The organism is Xanthomonas sp. D-109 (assembly GCF_017746095.1).
In the GTDB taxonomy this organism is placed as follows: Bacteria; Pseudomonadota; Gammaproteobacteria; order Xanthomonadales; family Xanthomonadaceae; genus Xanthomonas_A; species Xanthomonas_A sacchari.
Window position 1 is genome coordinate 74,310 of the sequence record NZ_JAGHWV010000013.1, and the last position, 16,109, is coordinate 90,418.

Here is a 16,109-nt window from a genome sequence, read left to right on the forward strand (position 1 = left end):
TTCAGCCACCATAGGGATCGACAGTGCGAATGCTGCCATCCGGCTCGATGTGCAGCGGCGTGCACTTGACCGAGCGCAGGTGGGTCACGCCGCCGGACAACAGGGCATCGTGATAGAACAGGTACCACCGGCCTTCGAACCTGCAGATGGAGTGGTGCGTGGTCCAGCCCACCACCGGCTTGAGCAGCACGCCGCGATAGGTGAACGGTCCATACGGGTTGTCGCCGATGGCGTAGCACAGCAGGTGCGTGTTGCCTGTGGAGTAGGACAGGTAGTAGCGGCCCTGGTCCTTGTGCAGCCACGGCCCCTCGAAGAAGCGGCGCGCATGATCGTCGGCACGCAGCGGTTGCCCTTGCTCGTCGAGGATCACGATTTCGCGTGTGGGCTCCGCCAACTGCGTCATGCCGGGGTCCAGCCTGGCGATCCGCGGCCCCAGCGCCGGTTCGTCGCCGACAGGCTCGGCATGCGCCGCATCGAAGCGGCCGTCTCGGTACTTCTGCAACTGCCCGCCCCAGATACCGCCGAAGCACAGGTAGTGCGCGCCGTCGTCGTCCTCGAACACGGCCGGGTCGATCGAGTAGGTGCCGGCGATCGGCTCGGGCTCCGCGGCGAACGGACCTTCCGGGCGGTCGGCCACCGCCACGCCGATGCGGAACAGATCCTGCGCGTCCTTGGCCGGGAAATACAGGTAATAGCGGCCGTCGCGATGGGCCGCGTCCGGCGCCCACATCTGCCGGCTGGCCCAGGGCACATCGCGCAAATGCAGGGCCACGCCGCAATCGGTGGCCGCGCCGTCGGGCGCATCCATGCGCAGCACGTGGTAGTCCTCCATGCCGAAGTGGCCGCCCTCGTCGTCGAACGGCGCGCCGCTGTCGATGTCGTGCGACGGATAGATGTACAGGCGCCCCTCGAACACGTGCGCCGATGGATCGGCCGTGTAGATGTGGGTGACCAGTGGTTGCGCGATGGCATGCGCCGCGAGGTCGCTGAGGTCGCGCACGTCGCTGTCCTGCCGACGTGCCTGCAGCTCGTGTTCGATGCGACGTTCCATGCGTTTGTCGATCCTGTAGAAGAACAAGAGCGCCACCGCGACCAGGAACGGGAGGGCGCTGTAGACGCTCACGGTCAGGCGGATGCCGTCCACCACGGCCTGCGGCTGCTGCGGCGCGCCCGCCTGGTAGCCGTGGTGCGCCAGGATGCCGGCGACCAGCGCGCCGCCGATGCTGAGCCCGATCTTCAGCCCGCACAGCATCGCCGAGAAGATGATCGCGGTAGCGCGGCGATGGTTCTTCCATTCGGAGTAGTCGGCGACGTCGGCGATCATCGCCCACAGCAAGGGGATGGTGATGCCGTAGCAGAAGCCGTGCAGCATGAAGGCGGCGAAGGCTACGCCGATCGCGGTGGGTGGCAGGACGTAGAACGCCAGCAGGAACAGGGTGGAGATCAGCAGCGCGCCACCGAAGGCATCGCGCTTGCCGAAGCGGTCGGCCAGGCGCCGGGAGAAGCCGATGCCCAGGATCATGCACAGGATGCCGCAGGCATTGAACAGGCTGAATGCCGAGGTCGCCGGATCCTGCGGCCAGGTGAAGCCGGACAGGCCCCATCCGCCGAGCAGCGCGTTCACCCCGCTGATGAAGCCATTGAAGCCGGAAGCGTCGAGAAAGCCCGCCAGCGCAGCCTCACTGAGGTAATACTGGAAGTAGTAGATGTAGGTGCCGCCCTTCAGCGCCAGGTTGACGAAGACCAGCACCGTCAGCGCCAGCATCACCTTCCACGGCCGGTTGTGCAGCAGGTCGGACAGGTCCTGCAGCACGCCGGCGCTCTGTTCCTTGGCCGGCACGATGCGCTCGCGGGTGGTGGCGAAGGTGATCAGGAAGAACAGCGTGCCCACCACCGCGAACACCGTCATCAGGCGTTCGAAGCCGCGCACGTTGTCGCCGTCGCCCAGGATCAGCACCAGCGGCAACAGCAGCACCTGGATGATGAACTGCGCGATCATCACCGCCACGAAGCGGTAGGCCGACAGGCTGTTGCGCTGGGTCATGTTGCCGGTGAGCACGCCGCTGAGCGCCGAATACGGCAGGTTGTTGGCCGCATACACCAGCATCAGCAGGCCATAGGTGGTCAGGGCGTACAGCACCTTGCCGCGCGCGCCCAGGTCCGGCGTGCTGAAGGCCAGCAGCGACAGCACGCCGAACGGGATCGCCGTCCACAGGATCCACGGCCGGAACTTGCCCCAGCGCGTGGCCGTGCGGTCGGCGGCGATGCCGATCAGCGGGGTGAACACGAACGCGCCGAGCAGGCCGATCACGAAGATGACCGTCGCCGCCGTGGCGGCCGGCAACCGGTACACATCGGTGTAGAAGAAGGCCAGGTAGGTGATCAGCGTCTGGAAGATCAGGTTCGCCGCCAGGTCGCCCAGGCTGTAGCCCAGCTTCTCGCGCACCGACAGCGTGTGCGCGGCGGTCTCCGCACTGCGGGGCTCAGTCACGGCGCGCCTCCACGGTGAAGCCGGCACGCACGCGGGCATCGGCACTGGAGCCGCCGATGCGCACTTCGTAGCTTCCTGCCGGCACGACATACGCGCCGCGTCCCTCGTCGTACTGACGCAGCGCCTGGTGCGCGTCCAGTTCGAACGTCAGGGTCCGTCGCTCGCCAGGGGCCAGGCGAACGCGCTGGAAGCCGCGCAGCGTTTGCTGCGCGTCGCCGGGCGCGGCCGCCAGCCGCCGTACGTATAGCTGCGCCACTTCGTCGCCGGCGCGCTTGCCGGTGTTGGCCACCTCCACCTGCACCTTGAGGCGTCCGTCGTCGGCGATGCGCGGCGCATCCAGGTGCAGCCTGCCGTAGTCGAAGCGCGTATACGACAGCCCGTGACCGAACGGATACAGCGGGGTGCCGCGGAAGTAGCGGTAGGTGCGGCCTTCCATCGCGTAGTCGTCGAAGGCGGGCAGCGCCTGGTCCGCCCGGTAGAACGTCACCGGCAGGCGCCCCGAGGGGTTGACCTCGCCGAACAGCGCCTGGCCCACCGCGGTGCCGCCGCGCTGCCCGGGATACCAGCTCATCAGGATCGCCGGCAGATGCGCCTGCGCCCAGTCCACCGCCAGCGCCGAGCCGCCGGTCAGCACCATCACCACCGGCTTGCCGGTGGCGTGCAGTGCCTCCAGCAAGGCGCGTTGCGGCGCGGGCAGGCGCAGGTCGGTGCGGTCGCCGCCGGCGAAGCCCGGATAGTCCACCTTCATCTCTTCGCCCTCGACGTCGCCGGTCAGCCCGCCGACGAACACCACCACATCGGCGCTGCGCGCGGCATCCAGCGCCTCGTCGAACGGTGGCTTCGCCCCGGGCATGCGCCAGCCCAGGCGCACGCCCGCGTCGCGCTCGGCGTCGTAGTACTCCAGCGTCACCGCATAGGCGCGGCCCGCCTGCAGCTCCAGGTCCACGCCGTCGGCGCGCATGCGCTCGCTGTCGGTCCAGTGATCCAGCACGAGCTTCCCGTCCAGGTAAAGACGGAAGCCGTCATCGGCCGCCGCCTCGATCCGATAGCGGCCCGAGACAGGCGGCAGCAACTGACCGCTCCAGCGGATGCTGAAATGATCGTTGGGAATGCCCTGCCCCGGCCCCGCTTCGCCGCGGGCCAGCAGGTTGTCGGTCGGCGAACCGCGGTCCCAGCGGAAGCCGATCTGCGCGTCGGTGCGAACCAGCGCCGGCGTCCCCGACAGATCGGGCGTGCGGAAGTATTCGCCGCGCAGGCCGCGTTCCGGCGAGTCCGCCGAGGGCCGCAGATATGTCGGCTCGATCAGCGGCGTGGCGCTCGGATCGTCGCGCCCTTCGACCAGATCCACGCCGCGCGCATAGCGCACCTCGATGCCCTTGGCCGCGTCGCGGATGCCCTGCAGGATCGTCACCGGCGCCGCCGGTGTGCCGAAGTAGTTGCCGAGCAAGGCCATGGTGTCGTCGGCGGTCGGGCCGACCACGGCGATGCGCTTGAGCGTGCGCGAGAGCGGCAGCACGCCATCGTTCTTCAGCAGCACCAGCGATTCCTGCGCGGCCTGCAGCGCCAGCGCATCGTGCGCGGGCGCCTGGTTCACCGACGCCGGAATCCGCGCCCAGCGCACGCGCTCGGGCGGGTCGAACATGCCCAGTCGCATGCGCGCGGCGAACAGGCGCGTCACCGCATCGTCGATCTCCGTTTCGCCGATCAGCCCCTGGCGTACCGCCGCCGGCAGCGTGGCGTACTCCTGGCCGCACTCCAGTTCGGTGCCGTTCCTGACTGCCAGCGCCGCGGCGGCCTCGCGGCTGGGCGCCAGATGGTGATGCTTCCAAATATCGACGATGGCCCAGCAGTCCGACACCACGTAGCCGGTGAAGCCCCAGTCGCGGCGCAGCACGTCGCGCAACAGGAACTGGCTGGCGCTGGCGGACTCGCCGTACACCCGGTTGTAGGCGCCCATCACCGCGTCCACCTTGCCCTCCTTCACCAGCGCCTCGAACGCCGGCAGGTAGGTGTCGTAGAGGTCGCGCTTGCTCGGGCGCGCGTCGAAGTGGTGGCGGTCGGCCTCCGGGCCGCTGTGCACGGCGAAATGCTTGGCGGTGGCGTCGAGCTTGCGGTACACCGGGTCGTCGCCCTGCAGCCCCTGCACGAAGGCCACGCCCATGCGCGCGGTGAGGTAGGGATCCTCGCCGTAGGTTTCCTGGCCGCGGCCCCAGCGCGGGTCGCGGAAGATGTTGATGTTCGGCGACCAGAAGGTCAGTCCCTGGTAGCGGCCATGCGCGCCCTCGCGCAGGAACTGGTGATGCTTGGCGCGCGCCTCGTCGCTGATGGTGGTGGCCACCTGCCCCATCAACGGCACGTCGAAGGTGGCGGCCAGCCCGATGGCCTGCGGAAACACGGTGGCCTGCCCGGCCCGCGCCACGCCATGCAGCGCCTCGTTCCACCAGTCGTAGGCCGGCACACCCAGGCGCTCGATCGCCGGCGCGGCGTTCTGCATCTGCGCCGCTTTCTCCTCCAGGGTCATCTGCGCGACCAGCGCCGCCGCACGGGCTTCGAAGCTGGCAGAGGTGTCCTGCCACGGCTTGGCGTCGACGGCGTCGGCGGCATGGCCCACGCTGGCCAGCGCGGTGGCGGCGCACAGGGCCAACGTGCGGAACAGGCGGCCGCGAACACCGCTGCGAAAGGAAGACCTGCGCGTCATCATCGTTTGCTCCTGGGGGCGCGCTCGTCGCGCGCAAAGGGACCGAGCAGGGCGCCCACGAAGCCGCCTGCACGATCCGTACTCAACACGGTTCCGTCGACGTCGTCGGCGAGGGTCTGCCAACCCTGCCCCGTGCCGGCGTCGAACGCGAACGCATACGTGCCGGCGTCGCCGGCGATCTTCAGACGCAGCGACGTGGACGCGTCCACTTCGCGGCTGGCAACGGTCCTGGTCGCGCCCTTGCCCGCGCGCGCTTCGAGAAACACCACCACGCGATCGCGGCCGAGACTGCGCACGCCGAGGAAGTACCACCAGTCCTCGTTCTGGAACGCCGCCAGCCCTGCCGCCACGCCCGCTTCGGGGCGCGTCATTGCGGTGCTGGCCTCGAAGCGCAGGTGCTGCTGGCGGCGCCCCAGGAACGCGGGGTTGCGCAAGGTGTCCAGGTTCTCCGGCAGCGGATGCACGGCCAGGCTGCCCGGACGCGTGCGCAGGTCCACCCAGTCCTGCCTTGGCATGCGCACGCGCAACCAGCCGCGACCAAGTGTCGGTGCGTCGAAGTCGTCGCGCTCGGCGAAGTTGCCGGTGAACGGCGCCTGCGACGCCTCGCCCTGCATCCACGACGGGGCCTTGACCGCATACGGGATGGCTTGCCCGGCCGGCAGGATCACCGGCCAGCCGTCGCGCCACTGCACCGGCAGCAGGTAGGTCTCGCGGCCGGTGTTGTAGTGGCGCACGTCGTAGGTGCGGCTGGCCAGGAACACCGCCCACCAGGAACCGTCGGGCCCTTCCACCAGGTCCGCATGCCCGGCATTGGCGATCGGCAGCGGCCGAGCGTCGGGCAGGTCGCGCTGGGTGAGGATGGGATTGCCCGCATACGGCTGGTAAGGCCCCCAGACCTCGCGGCTGCGCAGCACCACCTGCGAGTGCTGCGGCCCGGTTCCGCCCTCGGCGTCGGACAGGTAGTACCAGCCGTCGCGTCGATACAGGTGCGGCCCTTCGATCCAGATCGGATTCTTTGCCGGCTCCACGCCGCCGTCGATCAGTACCTTGCGCGGCCCGACCGGGGTGAAGGTCGCCAGGTCGAGCTGCTGCATCCAGATCGCACGGTGGCCTTCGTAGCGCGCCGGGCCGGGCGGCGCGTCGTTGTTGAGCAGGTAGACACGGCCGTCGGCATCGAAGAACAGCGACGGATCGATGCCGCCGATGCCCGGCAGCCAGTGCGGGTCCGACCAGGGGCCGGCGGGATCGCGCGCGGTGGCGATGAAGTTGCCGCCGCTGTCCACGGCGGTGGTGACCACGTAGAACACCCCGCCGTGATAGGAAATGGCTGGCGCGAAGATGCCGCGCGACACGCTCAGGCCATCGAAATCCAGTTGCGTCGGCCGCTCGATCACGTTGCCGATCTGTTTCCAGTGCACCAGGTCGACGCTCTCGAACACCGGAATGCCCGGGAAGTAGGTGAAGCTGGAATTGACCAGATAGAACCGCCCGTTCGCGCGAACAATGCTCGGGTCGGCGTGGAAACCGGCCAGGATCGGGTTGCGGTAATGCCCGGCCGACAACGGCGCATCGAAGGCTGCGTCGCGCCCGGCGTAGTCGAACCAGTCGAAGTAGACCGGCGGTGCGGGCGCGGCCCACAGCGGCTGCAACGCCGCGGACAGCAGCAGGAGGGCCGTGGCGATCAGCGCACGCATCAGGGAACCTCTGCAGAAAGTGGCAGTTCGAACGGCCCCGCCGGCGCGCCGGCACTGTCGCGCAACGTGCAGACCGGGCCATCAGCCCAGCAGTAGCGCACGCGCATGGCGGAGGCGGCCTGCGGGCTGCGCAGCACCACGTCGCGCCCGTCCAGCGCGGCATCGGCATAGGTACAGCGCTGCGCCTGCGCGTCGCAGAGTTCGAAGCCGATGGGGCCGTTGGCGCCGGTCGTGACCAGGCGGCCGGCGACATCGTCGAACGCGATCCGCACTGCGCCCTGCGCGCGCGACGCCGTGCGTGGCGTCGGACCGGATGGTGCCAGTGCGCGTTCGCCATAGACCACGTGACGCGCCACCTGTGCCAGGCGTCGTCCCAGTTCCTGCTTGTTCGGCGGATGGATGTCGTAGGCATCGCCGATGTCGATGGCCACCGCGAGGCCGCTGTACGGGTCTTCCGCGGCCACGCGGCGCTGCGCCTCGCGCACCTGCGCCCAGCCGCTCTCCACCGGGGCCTGCGGCGGCAGGCCATAGCCGGCGAGCTGCACCACCAGCAGCGGCATCTTTGCACCGAACTGCCGGCGCCAGTCGTCGCGCAAGCCGCGCAGCCGCGTCGCATAAGCCGCGCCCTCGCCGGTGTTGGATTCGCCCTGGTACCACAGCATGCCGCGCAGCCCGTAACGTCCCAGCGGCGCGATCATGCCGTTGTACAGCGTCGACATACCGGAGGCGGCATGCCACGGCGCCAGCGGCGGTGACTGCGGATCGGGAGCGACCCGATACTGCCAATGCCGATCCAGGACGATGCGCGTGCCATCGGCCAATTCCACGGCATGCGCACTGGCGGAGCCCGCCAGTCCGCCTTCGCCGTAGGTATCCAGCACGTTGACGACCACCGTGTTGGTGCCCGCCTTCAACAGGCCGGGCGCAAGCGCATACCGGCGTGGATCGCTCGGCGCGTTCTGGCTGCCCACGGCCACGCCGTTCACCCAGGTCACGTCGGTTTCGTCGACCGGCCCCAGTACCAGCCGTGCGCCCTGCGCCGCCTGCGCGGCGCTCAGGGTGACCTGCGTGCGATACCAGACCATGCCGTTGTAGTCGGCCAGCGCCGGTACGCCCCAGCGCTCCCATGCGCCGAGCGCCTCTGGCGCGTCCTGCCACCCCGTGCTGTCAACACCGGGTTGCCATGGCGTATCGCCCGACCTGGCACCGGCGCGTGTGGTCCACCACTGCTGCCAGTGCCGGCCCCAGCGCGCGCTCGCCGCGATGGGGTCGGTGGCAGACAGCGCCAGCACGTCCAGCGCCTCGTCCATGCCACCCTGCGCACGCAGGGCGTCGGCGCTGGTCCAGGCCTCGATCCGCGCACCGCCCCAGGCCGACTGGATCAGCCCCATCGGTACCTTGACCGTCTTCTGCAGCTCGCGTGCGAAGTAGAAGCACGCGGCGGAAAAATCCCGCACCGTGTCCGGCGCCGCGGGTCGCCATGCGACCGCAGCCGCGAACACATCCTGCGGCGCGACCGCCGCGGCCTTGGGCACGGTGAACAGGCGGATGCTCGGCTCGGCGGCCGCGGCCAGTTCGCGGCTCGCATCCAGCGCGCGCCATACCGGCAGCTCCATGTTCGACTGACCGGAACACAGCCACACATCGCCCACCAACACATCGCGCACGACCTGGCGCGCCTGTCCCGCGCGCACGGTCATCTCGTAAGGACCGCCCGCGGCGACCGGCTTGAGCATGGCACGCCAGCGACCACCGGTATCGGCACGTGCGCTGACGGTCTGCCGGGCGAAGGTCACCGACACCGTGGCACCCGGCGCGGCGTTCCCCCACACCGGCATCGGCCGGTCGCGTTGCAGCACGGCGTGATCCTGGAACAGCGCATGCAACAGCAGCGGCGCCGCGTCCTGCGCCATGCCGGGCGTGGCGCTGCACCCCAAGGCCGCCGCCAGCAACCAGCCCGTCCACGTGGTCGGCTTCATCGTCCATCTCCCGGTGCGGAAGGAAACTGCAGGGCCTGGTACCAGGCCAGCGGATGCGGCGGCGCGATTTCGCCCGCGGGCAACGGCCGCCCGCTGACCGACTGGAAGTACGCCACGCTGGCATCGCGCCACCACTGCGCTTCGCGCAGCTGGATGCGCAGGAACGCCGCCACCTGCGCATGCCGCTCGGCGTCCACCTTGCCGCGCAGCCCATCCCAGGTGGCCTGCATGGCCTGCACCTGACGCACGCCTTGCGTATAGCGGCCGACCAGTTCGTCCCACAACGGCCGTCCGGAGGCCATGCGGTGGTCCCACGGGACGTGGTGGAACCACAGCAGCAGCGACTCGGGCACCCGCGCCGGGTCGCCATACACGGCCGCCACGTCCGGCGCGTACTGGCTCACCGCATTGCTGCCATGCGCAGTGCGATCGAAACCGATGCCATCGCGATCGGCGCGGTGGTAGTACACCGCCGTCCAGTCCGCGCGCGGGCCGCCGTCCACCCAGGGGCCGGGACCGTAGTGGTGGCCGCGCGCCATCAGGTGGTGCAGGCCCAGCGGGGTCATGTAGTTCACCGCCGCCTCGCGCGAGCCCATCATCATCCCCACGATGGGCTGCACCACCTCGGGCGCCGGCGAGAACGTCATCGCCGCCCAGTCCTCGGCGATGGTGCGGGCGGATTGGTGCGGATTCCAGGCCAGGCGACCGAAGGCATACCAGTTGGCCTGGTCGAAGTGCGATCCGCTCCAGTTGCGGTCGTTGCCGATGTTGGCGACGCCGGCGATGCCGGTCAGGGCATGGCCCTCCAATGTGCCATCCACCACGTCCGCCACCGTGGACCCTGCGCCGCGGGCGTAGGTGTCGGACTGCAGCACCTCCTCGTACAGCGGCCCCAGGTACACCAGGTGCGTGGCGAAGCCCAGATACTCCTTGGTGATCTGCACCTCCAGCATCAGCGGCGTGCGCGGCATCGCGCCGAACAGTGGATGGAAGGGTTCGCGCGGCTGGAAGTCGATGGGCCCGTTCTTGACCTGCACGATCACGTTCGGGCGGAAGGCGCCGTCGAGGCCGACGAACTCGGTGTACGCCTGCATCGCGCGATCCACCGGCACGTCGTGGGCGTAGACGAAGGCCCGCCACATCACCACGCCGCCGTGGGGCGCCAGCGCATCGGCCAGCAGGTTGGCGCCGTCGGCATGCGAGCGGCCGTAGTCCTGCGGGCCGGGCTGTCCCTCGGAATTGGCCTTGACCAGGAAGCCGCCGAAATCGGGAATGCGCGCATAGATCTCGTCGGCCTTGTCGCGCCACCAGCGCTGCACGGCCGGATCGTGCGGATCGGCGGTATTCAACCCGCCCAGTTCGATCGGCGCGCTGAAGCGTGCACTCAGGTACACGCGGATGCCGTAGGGCCGGAACACGTCCGCCAGCGCCGCCGCCTTGGCGAGGTAGGCCGGCGCCAGGCTCTGCGCATTGGCGTTGACGTTGTTCAACACCGTCCCGTTGATGCCGACCGAGGCATTGGCGCGCGCGTAGTCGGTGTAACGCGGGTCGCGCCACTCCGGCAGGCTCTGCCAGTCCCACAACGAACGGCCGGCATAGCCGCGCTCGACATGGCCGTCCAGGTCGTCCCAGTGGTCGAGCACGCGCAGCCGGATCCGTGGCGACTCGCGCACCGCGAGCGCGTCGAGCGATGCACCGGTCTGCAGCAGGCGCAGCAGATGGAACACCCCGTACAGCACGCCGATATCGCGGCGTGCGGCCACCAGCAGCACCGTGTGCCCATCGATGCGGGCGCGCTTGAGCAGGTAGCCCTCCTCGCCCAGCGCCGCGATCTCTTCGCGGAACGGCGCAAGCGCTGGCGACGACTGCGGCGTGCCCAGCACCACGGCGTGGTCGCCGGTCGCCGCGGCCTGCATCGCCGGCGCGCGTCCGGACAGGCCGGTAAGGCCACGCACCAGCTCGTCGCGCGCCACGCGCTGCGTCGGCGTCTGCTCCGGCGCCACCACGGCGTCCAGGCGCATGCGCGCGTCCATCGTGCGCGCGGCGCCTTGCGACGGCAGGTACCGCAGCCACAGCGCGGCGCCGTCCTCCGCACGCACGCCGCCCGCGCAGGCCATCAGCGCGATGGCAGCACACGCCATCCAGTGACACCGAATGACATGCGAATGCCCACCAGGCAGCGCCTGCAAACCTTGTAAGCTGCGGGCGTGCCCGCGACGCGGCAGCGTCAGGAAGAACCAAGGGAACGCGTTTTGGACAAGCCGAAGAAAGCGGTCCGCCGCAAGACCAGCGGGGTGACGATCGACGAGGTGGCGGCCCTGGCCGGCGTCTCGCCGATGACCGTCTCGCGCGCCATCAACCAGGGCAAGGTGCGCGATGCCACGCGCGAGCGCGTGATGCGCGCGGTGCGCGAGCTGGGCTATACGCCCAACCTGGCCGCCAGTTCGCTGGCCGCCGCGCAGCACACGCGCATCGCCCTGATCTACACCAATCCCAGCGGCGCCTACCTGCGCGAACTGCTGGTCGGTTTGCTGCGCGTGGCGTCCAACGCCGCCATCCAGTTGGTCATCCACTACTGGGAAGACCTGGACGCCGACGCCGAGCGCAAGGCCGCGCGTGCCCTGGGCGGGCGCGTGGACGGCGTGATCCTGCCGCCGCCGTTGTGCGAGTCGCAGGCGGCGGTGACCGAACTGGTCAAGGCCGGCATCCCGGTGGTCGCGATCGCCGCGGGGCGGCTCAGCGACGCGATCTCCTGCGTGCGCATCGACGACTTCCACGCGGGCAAGGAGATGGCCGAGCACCTGATCGGCCAGGGCCATCGGCGCATCGGCTTCATCCGCGGCCGCCAGGATCTCAGCGCCAGCGCGCGGCGCTACGAGGGCTTCGTCACCGCCCTGCAGGAGGCCGGGCTGAAGATCGAACCCGGCCTGGTCCAGCAGGGGGACTACACCTACCGCTCGGGGCTGGCCGCCGCCGAGAAGCTGCTGTCGCAGCGGCGGCCACCGACCGCGATCTTCGCCAGCAACGACGACATGGGCGCGGCGGCGATCTCGGTCGCGCACCGGCGCGGCCTGGAAGTGCCGCGCGACCTGTCGGTGGTGGGCTTCGACGACACCTCGGCCGCCACCACCGTCTGGCCGGAGCTGACCACCATCCACCAACCGATCGCCTCGATGGCCGACGCCGCCATCGACATCCTGCTGCGCAGCATCCGCCGCAAGCGCGACGATGCGCGCGTGTCCAGCGACCACGTGGTGCCGCACCGGCTGGTGCTGCGCGGTTCGGTCGCCGGTCCGCCCAAGGGGCGCTAGCGCAGGACGCAGGCTCATGCGCTCGGGCATGCGACGGTGGTCTCCGCTTCGTTGAGTGCGCCGAGCGCGACCCGCGACACCGACAGCGTCATCGTGCCCGCCGTCGCCAATGCCCAGGGGCGATCCAGCTTGCCCAGATCCGCGCCGGCCGCCGCCAGGCACTTGAGCGGCACGCCCACGCGCGTCCACTGGCCCACCGGCAGGGCGGTCAGCGTCGGCCCGATCGCCACCCGCGCAGTGCAGCCGCTGCCGCAGCCGACCGCCAGCCACGCCTCGCCCCGCGGTGCGGCGTCCACCCGCAGCGTGGTCACCAGCATCAGGTCGCCGTTGCTCTCGCGCTGCAGGTCCAGCGGCGTATGCGACTGCAGCGCGACCACTGCTTCGCGTCCGCCCGACCAGGCGAGGCGGCGCCCGTCTTCCTGCGCCAGGTGATCCACGCCGGTGACGTTCAACAGCGCGCCGTCGAGCGATTCCGGCACGCGGGTGACGGTCACGCCCTGCCCGTTGCTTCCTTCCAGGCGCAGGGCCATGCCCGGGCCGGCCGCGCCGCGGGCGAAGAACACACCGGCCGCACCTTCGTTGCCGGTGAGGCCGGAGACTTCCGGCAACCTGGCCAGGTTGCCGTTGTCGGCATAGCGCAGGCCGTAGCCGAAGGCGAACAGCGGGTCGTAGCCCTTCTGCCCCACGTTGTTGGCGTACTGCGTGGCCGTGCGCGGCCAACTGAAGCTCAGCGTGCCCTTGAAGTCGTGCTGCACGCCGCCCTGCGCAGTACGCAGCAACACGTCGGCGATACCCGCGCCTTCCGATCCGGGCAGCCACGCCGCCACGAAGGCATCGGCCGCGTTGAGTTCGCGGTTGACCCACAGCGGGCGCCCGCTGAGGAACACCGCGACCACGGGAATGCCATCGGCCTTGAGCCGCTTGATCAGCGCCAGGTCGGTGTCGTCTCCTGGCTTGTAGGCCAGGGTCGGCCGATCGCCCTGGAACTCCGCGTAGGGATTCTCGCCGAACACCACCACCGCCACGTCCGGCCTAGTCGTGTACTTGCCGTCGACCGCCAGCACGGCCTCGCCGCCCGCGGCCTTGGCCTGCTGCGCGAACCCTTCGTAGATGGTGTCCGCATTCGGGAAGTCCTTGCGGGTGGTGCCGGTGCCCTGCCAGTTCAGCGTCCAGCCGCCGGCCTGCTTGCCGACGTCGTTGGCGCCGTCGCCGGTCACCAGGATGCGCTGCTTCGGCGACAGCGGCAGCAGACCGCCCTGGTTCTTCAGCAGCACCAGCGACTCGCGCACCGCCTGCCGTGCCACCGCGCGATGCGCCGGTGCGCCGATCAGCGCGAACTGCCCACCGACCGCGCGCGCCGACGGCTTGCCCGCCTCGAACAGGCCCAGCCGCATCTTGACCCGCAGGATCCGGCGCACAGCATCGTCCAGGCGCTGTTGCGAGATGGTGCCGTTCTTCGCCGCCGCCAGCGTGGTGGTGTAGAAGCCCTTCCAACTGTCCGAGGCCATGGCCATGTCCAGGCCGGCGTTGATGGTGGCCGGGCAGTCGGTGGGCGTGCAGCCCTTGACCTGTCCGTGGCCGTTCCAGTCGCCGACCACGAAGCCGCCGAAGTGCATGCGTCCCTTCAGCGCATCGGTCAGGTACGCCTTGTGGCCGTGCATCTTTTCGCCGTTGACGCTGTTGAACGAGGCCATCGCGGTCTGCGCACCGGCGGCGATGGCCGGCGGATAGCCAGCGGCATGAATGCGCACCAGCTCGGCTTCGCCGATTTTGGTGTCGCCCTGGTCCCGGCCGTCGGTGGTGCCGCCATCGCCCAGGAAATGCTTGACCGAGGCGATCACATGGCGGCCATCGAGGAAGTCCGGCGTGCCCACCTTGCCCTGCAGCCCTTCGACCATCGCGCCGGCGTAGCTGGCCACCACCTCGGGCGATTCGGAATAGCCCTCGTAGGTGCGCCCCCAGCGATCGTCCTGCGGCACCGCCACGGTCGGCGCGAAGGTCCACTCCATGCCGGTGGCGCGCGTTTCCAGCGCGGTGATTTCGCCGATCCGGTGCAGCAGCGCCGGGTTGCGGGTCGCGCCCAGGCCGATGTTGTGCGGGAACAGCGTGGCGCCGACGATGTTGCTCTGCCCGTGCACCGCATCGATGCCGAACAGCACCGGAATCGCCTTGCCGCCGTGCGAGGTATCCATCGACGCGGCATAGAAGGCATCGGCCAGCGCCAGCCATTCGGCCGGCGCGGCATCGTAGCGGCCGCCGGGATCGGAGTTGCCGCCGGCCAGGATCGACCCCAACCGATACCTGCGCACGTCCTCCGGGGTGAGGCTGCCGATGTCGCCCTGCACCAGCTGGCCGACCTTCTCCTCCACCGTCATGGTGGCGATCAGGTCGGTGAGGCGCTGTTCCAGCGCGGGATCCTCGGGCAGCGGCCAGCGCACGCTGGGCCAGGGGCTGGCCTCCGCGCGGGCGGGCGCCGCGGCGTGGACGTCGCCCTTGCACACGGCAAGCGCCAGCAGCAGCGCGGCCAACAACGCGCCGCTGTGGCGGGTGGAATGGGTGTCGGTCACGGCGCTGCTCCTTGCCGCCGCGCTCAGCGCAGCAGGTACTGGTTGATCAGGTTCTCGTAGCGCTCCTGGCGGCCGCTGATCTGCCGCGGCTCGCCGCCCTTCGCCCCCACTGCGGCCAGCTCGGCGAGGCCGAGCGCGCCGCGCGCGAAGTCCTGGCCGGCGCCGCTGTCGAAGCTGGCATAGCGCTCCTGGCGCCACTGTTCCCAGGGCGAGTCGGTGAGCAGCGCGTGGGCCACTTCCAGCCCGCGGGCGAAGGCATCCATGCCGCCGATGTGGGCAATGAACAGATCCTCCAGTTCGGTGGACTCGCGGCGCACCTTGGCGTCGAAGTTCAGGCCGCCTTCCAGGCCGCCCTGGCGCAGTACCACCAGCATGGCGCCGACGGTGTCGTACAGGTCGGTGGGGAACTGGTCGGTATCCCAGCCGTTCTGCGCGTTGCCGCGGTTGGCGTCGATGCTGCCCAGCAGGCCGTGGTCGGAAGCGACCTGCAGGTCGTGTTCGAAGGTGTGGCCGGACAGCGTGGCGTGGTTGGCCTCGATGTTGAGCTTGAAGTCCTTGTCCAGGCCATGCTGCTTGAGGAAGCCCGCCACCGTCGCGCTGTCGAAGTCGTACTGGTGCTTCATCGGCTCCATCGGCTTGGGCTCGATCAGGAAGTTGCCTTTCAGGCCGATGCTGCGGCCGTAGTCGCGCGCCATGCTGAGGAAGCGCGCGAAGTGCTCGAGTTCGCGCTTCATCTGCGTGTTGACCAGCGAGGCATAGCCTTCGCGGCCGCCCCAGAACACGTAGTGCTCGCCGCCCAGTTCCACCGTCGCCTCCAGCGCCGCCTTGACCTGCACGGCGGCGCGCGCCACCACGGCGAAATCGGGATTGGTCGCGGCACCGTTCATGTAGCGCGGATGCGAGAACAGATTGGCCGTGCCCCAAAGCAGTTTCATGCCAGTCGCGTCCTGGCGCGCCTTGGCCAGGCCGACCATGTGCCTGAGGTTCTTCTCGTATTGGCCGGCATCGTCGGCGTCCGGTGCCAGGTCGATGTCGTGGAAACACCAGTACGGCACGCCGAGCTTGGTGAAGAACTCGAACGCCGCATCCACTTTCGCCTCGGCGCTGGCCAGCGGCGCGCCGACCTCCCACGGGAACTGGCGCGTGCCCGGACCGAACGGATCCTGCCCGGCATTGCAGAAGGTGTGCCAGTAGCACACCGCAAAGCGCAGATGGTCCTGCATGGTCTTGCCGCCGACGACCTTGTTGGCGTCATAGATCTTGAAGGCCAATGGATTGTCCGAGCCGCGGCCTTCGAAGGGGATGCGGCCGATGCCGGGGAAGTATTCCTTGGCGCCGATGAAGGGCTGGGTGTGCATGGTGCGTGGTC

General features: G+C 69.7%; 8 protein-coding genes and 1 pseudogene. 1 reads left to right on the forward strand and 8 read right to left on the reverse strand.

The window, feature by feature from the left end:
• Nucleotide 1: 1 nt before the first annotated feature.
• The 6 genes and pseudogenes from J7357_RS21385 to J7357_RS14250 form a co-directional block, all read right to left on the reverse strand.
• On the reverse strand, nucleotides 2-1,000 hold the full coding sequence (locus J7357_RS21385; RefSeq protein WP_343237418.1) for a glycoside hydrolase family 43 protein: 999 nt from the start codon (nucleotides 998-1,000) through the stop codon (nucleotides 2-4).
• Nucleotides 1,001-2,491 (reverse strand): annotated as a pseudogene (locus J7357_RS21390) (MFS transporter); the annotation flags it as partial.
• Nucleotides 2,484-5,192, reverse strand: a complete 2,709-nt coding sequence (locus J7357_RS14235; protein ID WP_244667535.1) for a glycoside hydrolase family 3 protein — start codon at nucleotides 5,190-5,192, stop codon at nucleotides 2,484-2,486. The gene J7357_RS14235 and the pseudogene J7357_RS21390, both read right to left, overlap by 8 nt.
• Nucleotides 5,189-6,883 (reverse strand): glycoside hydrolase family 43 protein, encoded by a 1,695-nt coding sequence (locus J7357_RS14240; RefSeq protein ID WP_209247424.1) that lies wholly within the window; start codon nucleotides 6,881-6,883, stop codon nucleotides 5,189-5,191. The genes J7357_RS14235 and J7357_RS14240 overlap by 4 nt, the downstream gene beginning before the upstream one ends.
• Nucleotides 6,883-8,862, reverse strand: coding sequence for a sialate O-acetylesterase (locus J7357_RS14245; protein ID WP_209247426.1), 1,980 nt, complete (start codon nucleotides 8,860-8,862; stop codon nucleotides 6,883-6,885). Before J7357_RS14245 ends, J7357_RS14240 begins: the two co-directional genes overlap by 1 nt.
• Nucleotides 8,859-11,003 carry an alpha-glucuronidase family glycosyl hydrolase gene (locus tag J7357_RS14250; RefSeq protein WP_209247428.1) on the reverse strand — a complete coding sequence of 715 codons (2,145 nt, stop codon included), beginning with the start codon at nucleotides 11,001-11,003 and terminating at the stop codon, nucleotides 8,859-8,861. Before J7357_RS14250 ends, J7357_RS14245 begins: the two co-directional genes overlap by 4 nt.
• Nucleotides 11,004-11,114: 111 nt before the next feature.
• Between J7357_RS14250 and J7357_RS14255 the strand changes: the two genes are divergently transcribed.
• A complete protein-coding gene (locus tag J7357_RS14255; protein WP_209247430.1) occupies nucleotides 11,115-12,173 on the forward strand; it encodes a LacI family DNA-binding transcriptional regulator in 1,059 nt (352 codons plus the stop codon).
• A 14-nt stretch (nucleotides 12,174-12,187) separates the two neighbouring features.
• Here J7357_RS14255 and J7357_RS14260 read toward each other — a convergent pair whose 3' ends face one another.
• Both J7357_RS14260 and xylA read right to left on the reverse strand, forming a co-directional pair.
• Nucleotides 12,188-14,704: an exo 1,3/1,4-beta-D-glucan glucohydrolase gene (locus tag J7357_RS14260; protein WP_244667540.1), complete on the reverse strand. Its 2,517-nt coding sequence runs from the start codon at nucleotides 14,702-14,704 to the stop codon at nucleotides 12,188-12,190.
• A 59-nt stretch (nucleotides 14,705-14,763) separates the two neighbouring features.
• On the reverse strand, nucleotides 14,764-16,098 hold the full coding sequence (gene xylA / locus J7357_RS14265; protein WP_209247434.1) for a xylose isomerase: 1,335 nt from the start codon (nucleotides 16,096-16,098) through the stop codon (nucleotides 14,764-14,766).
• Nucleotides 16,099-16,109 lie beyond the last annotated feature (11 nt).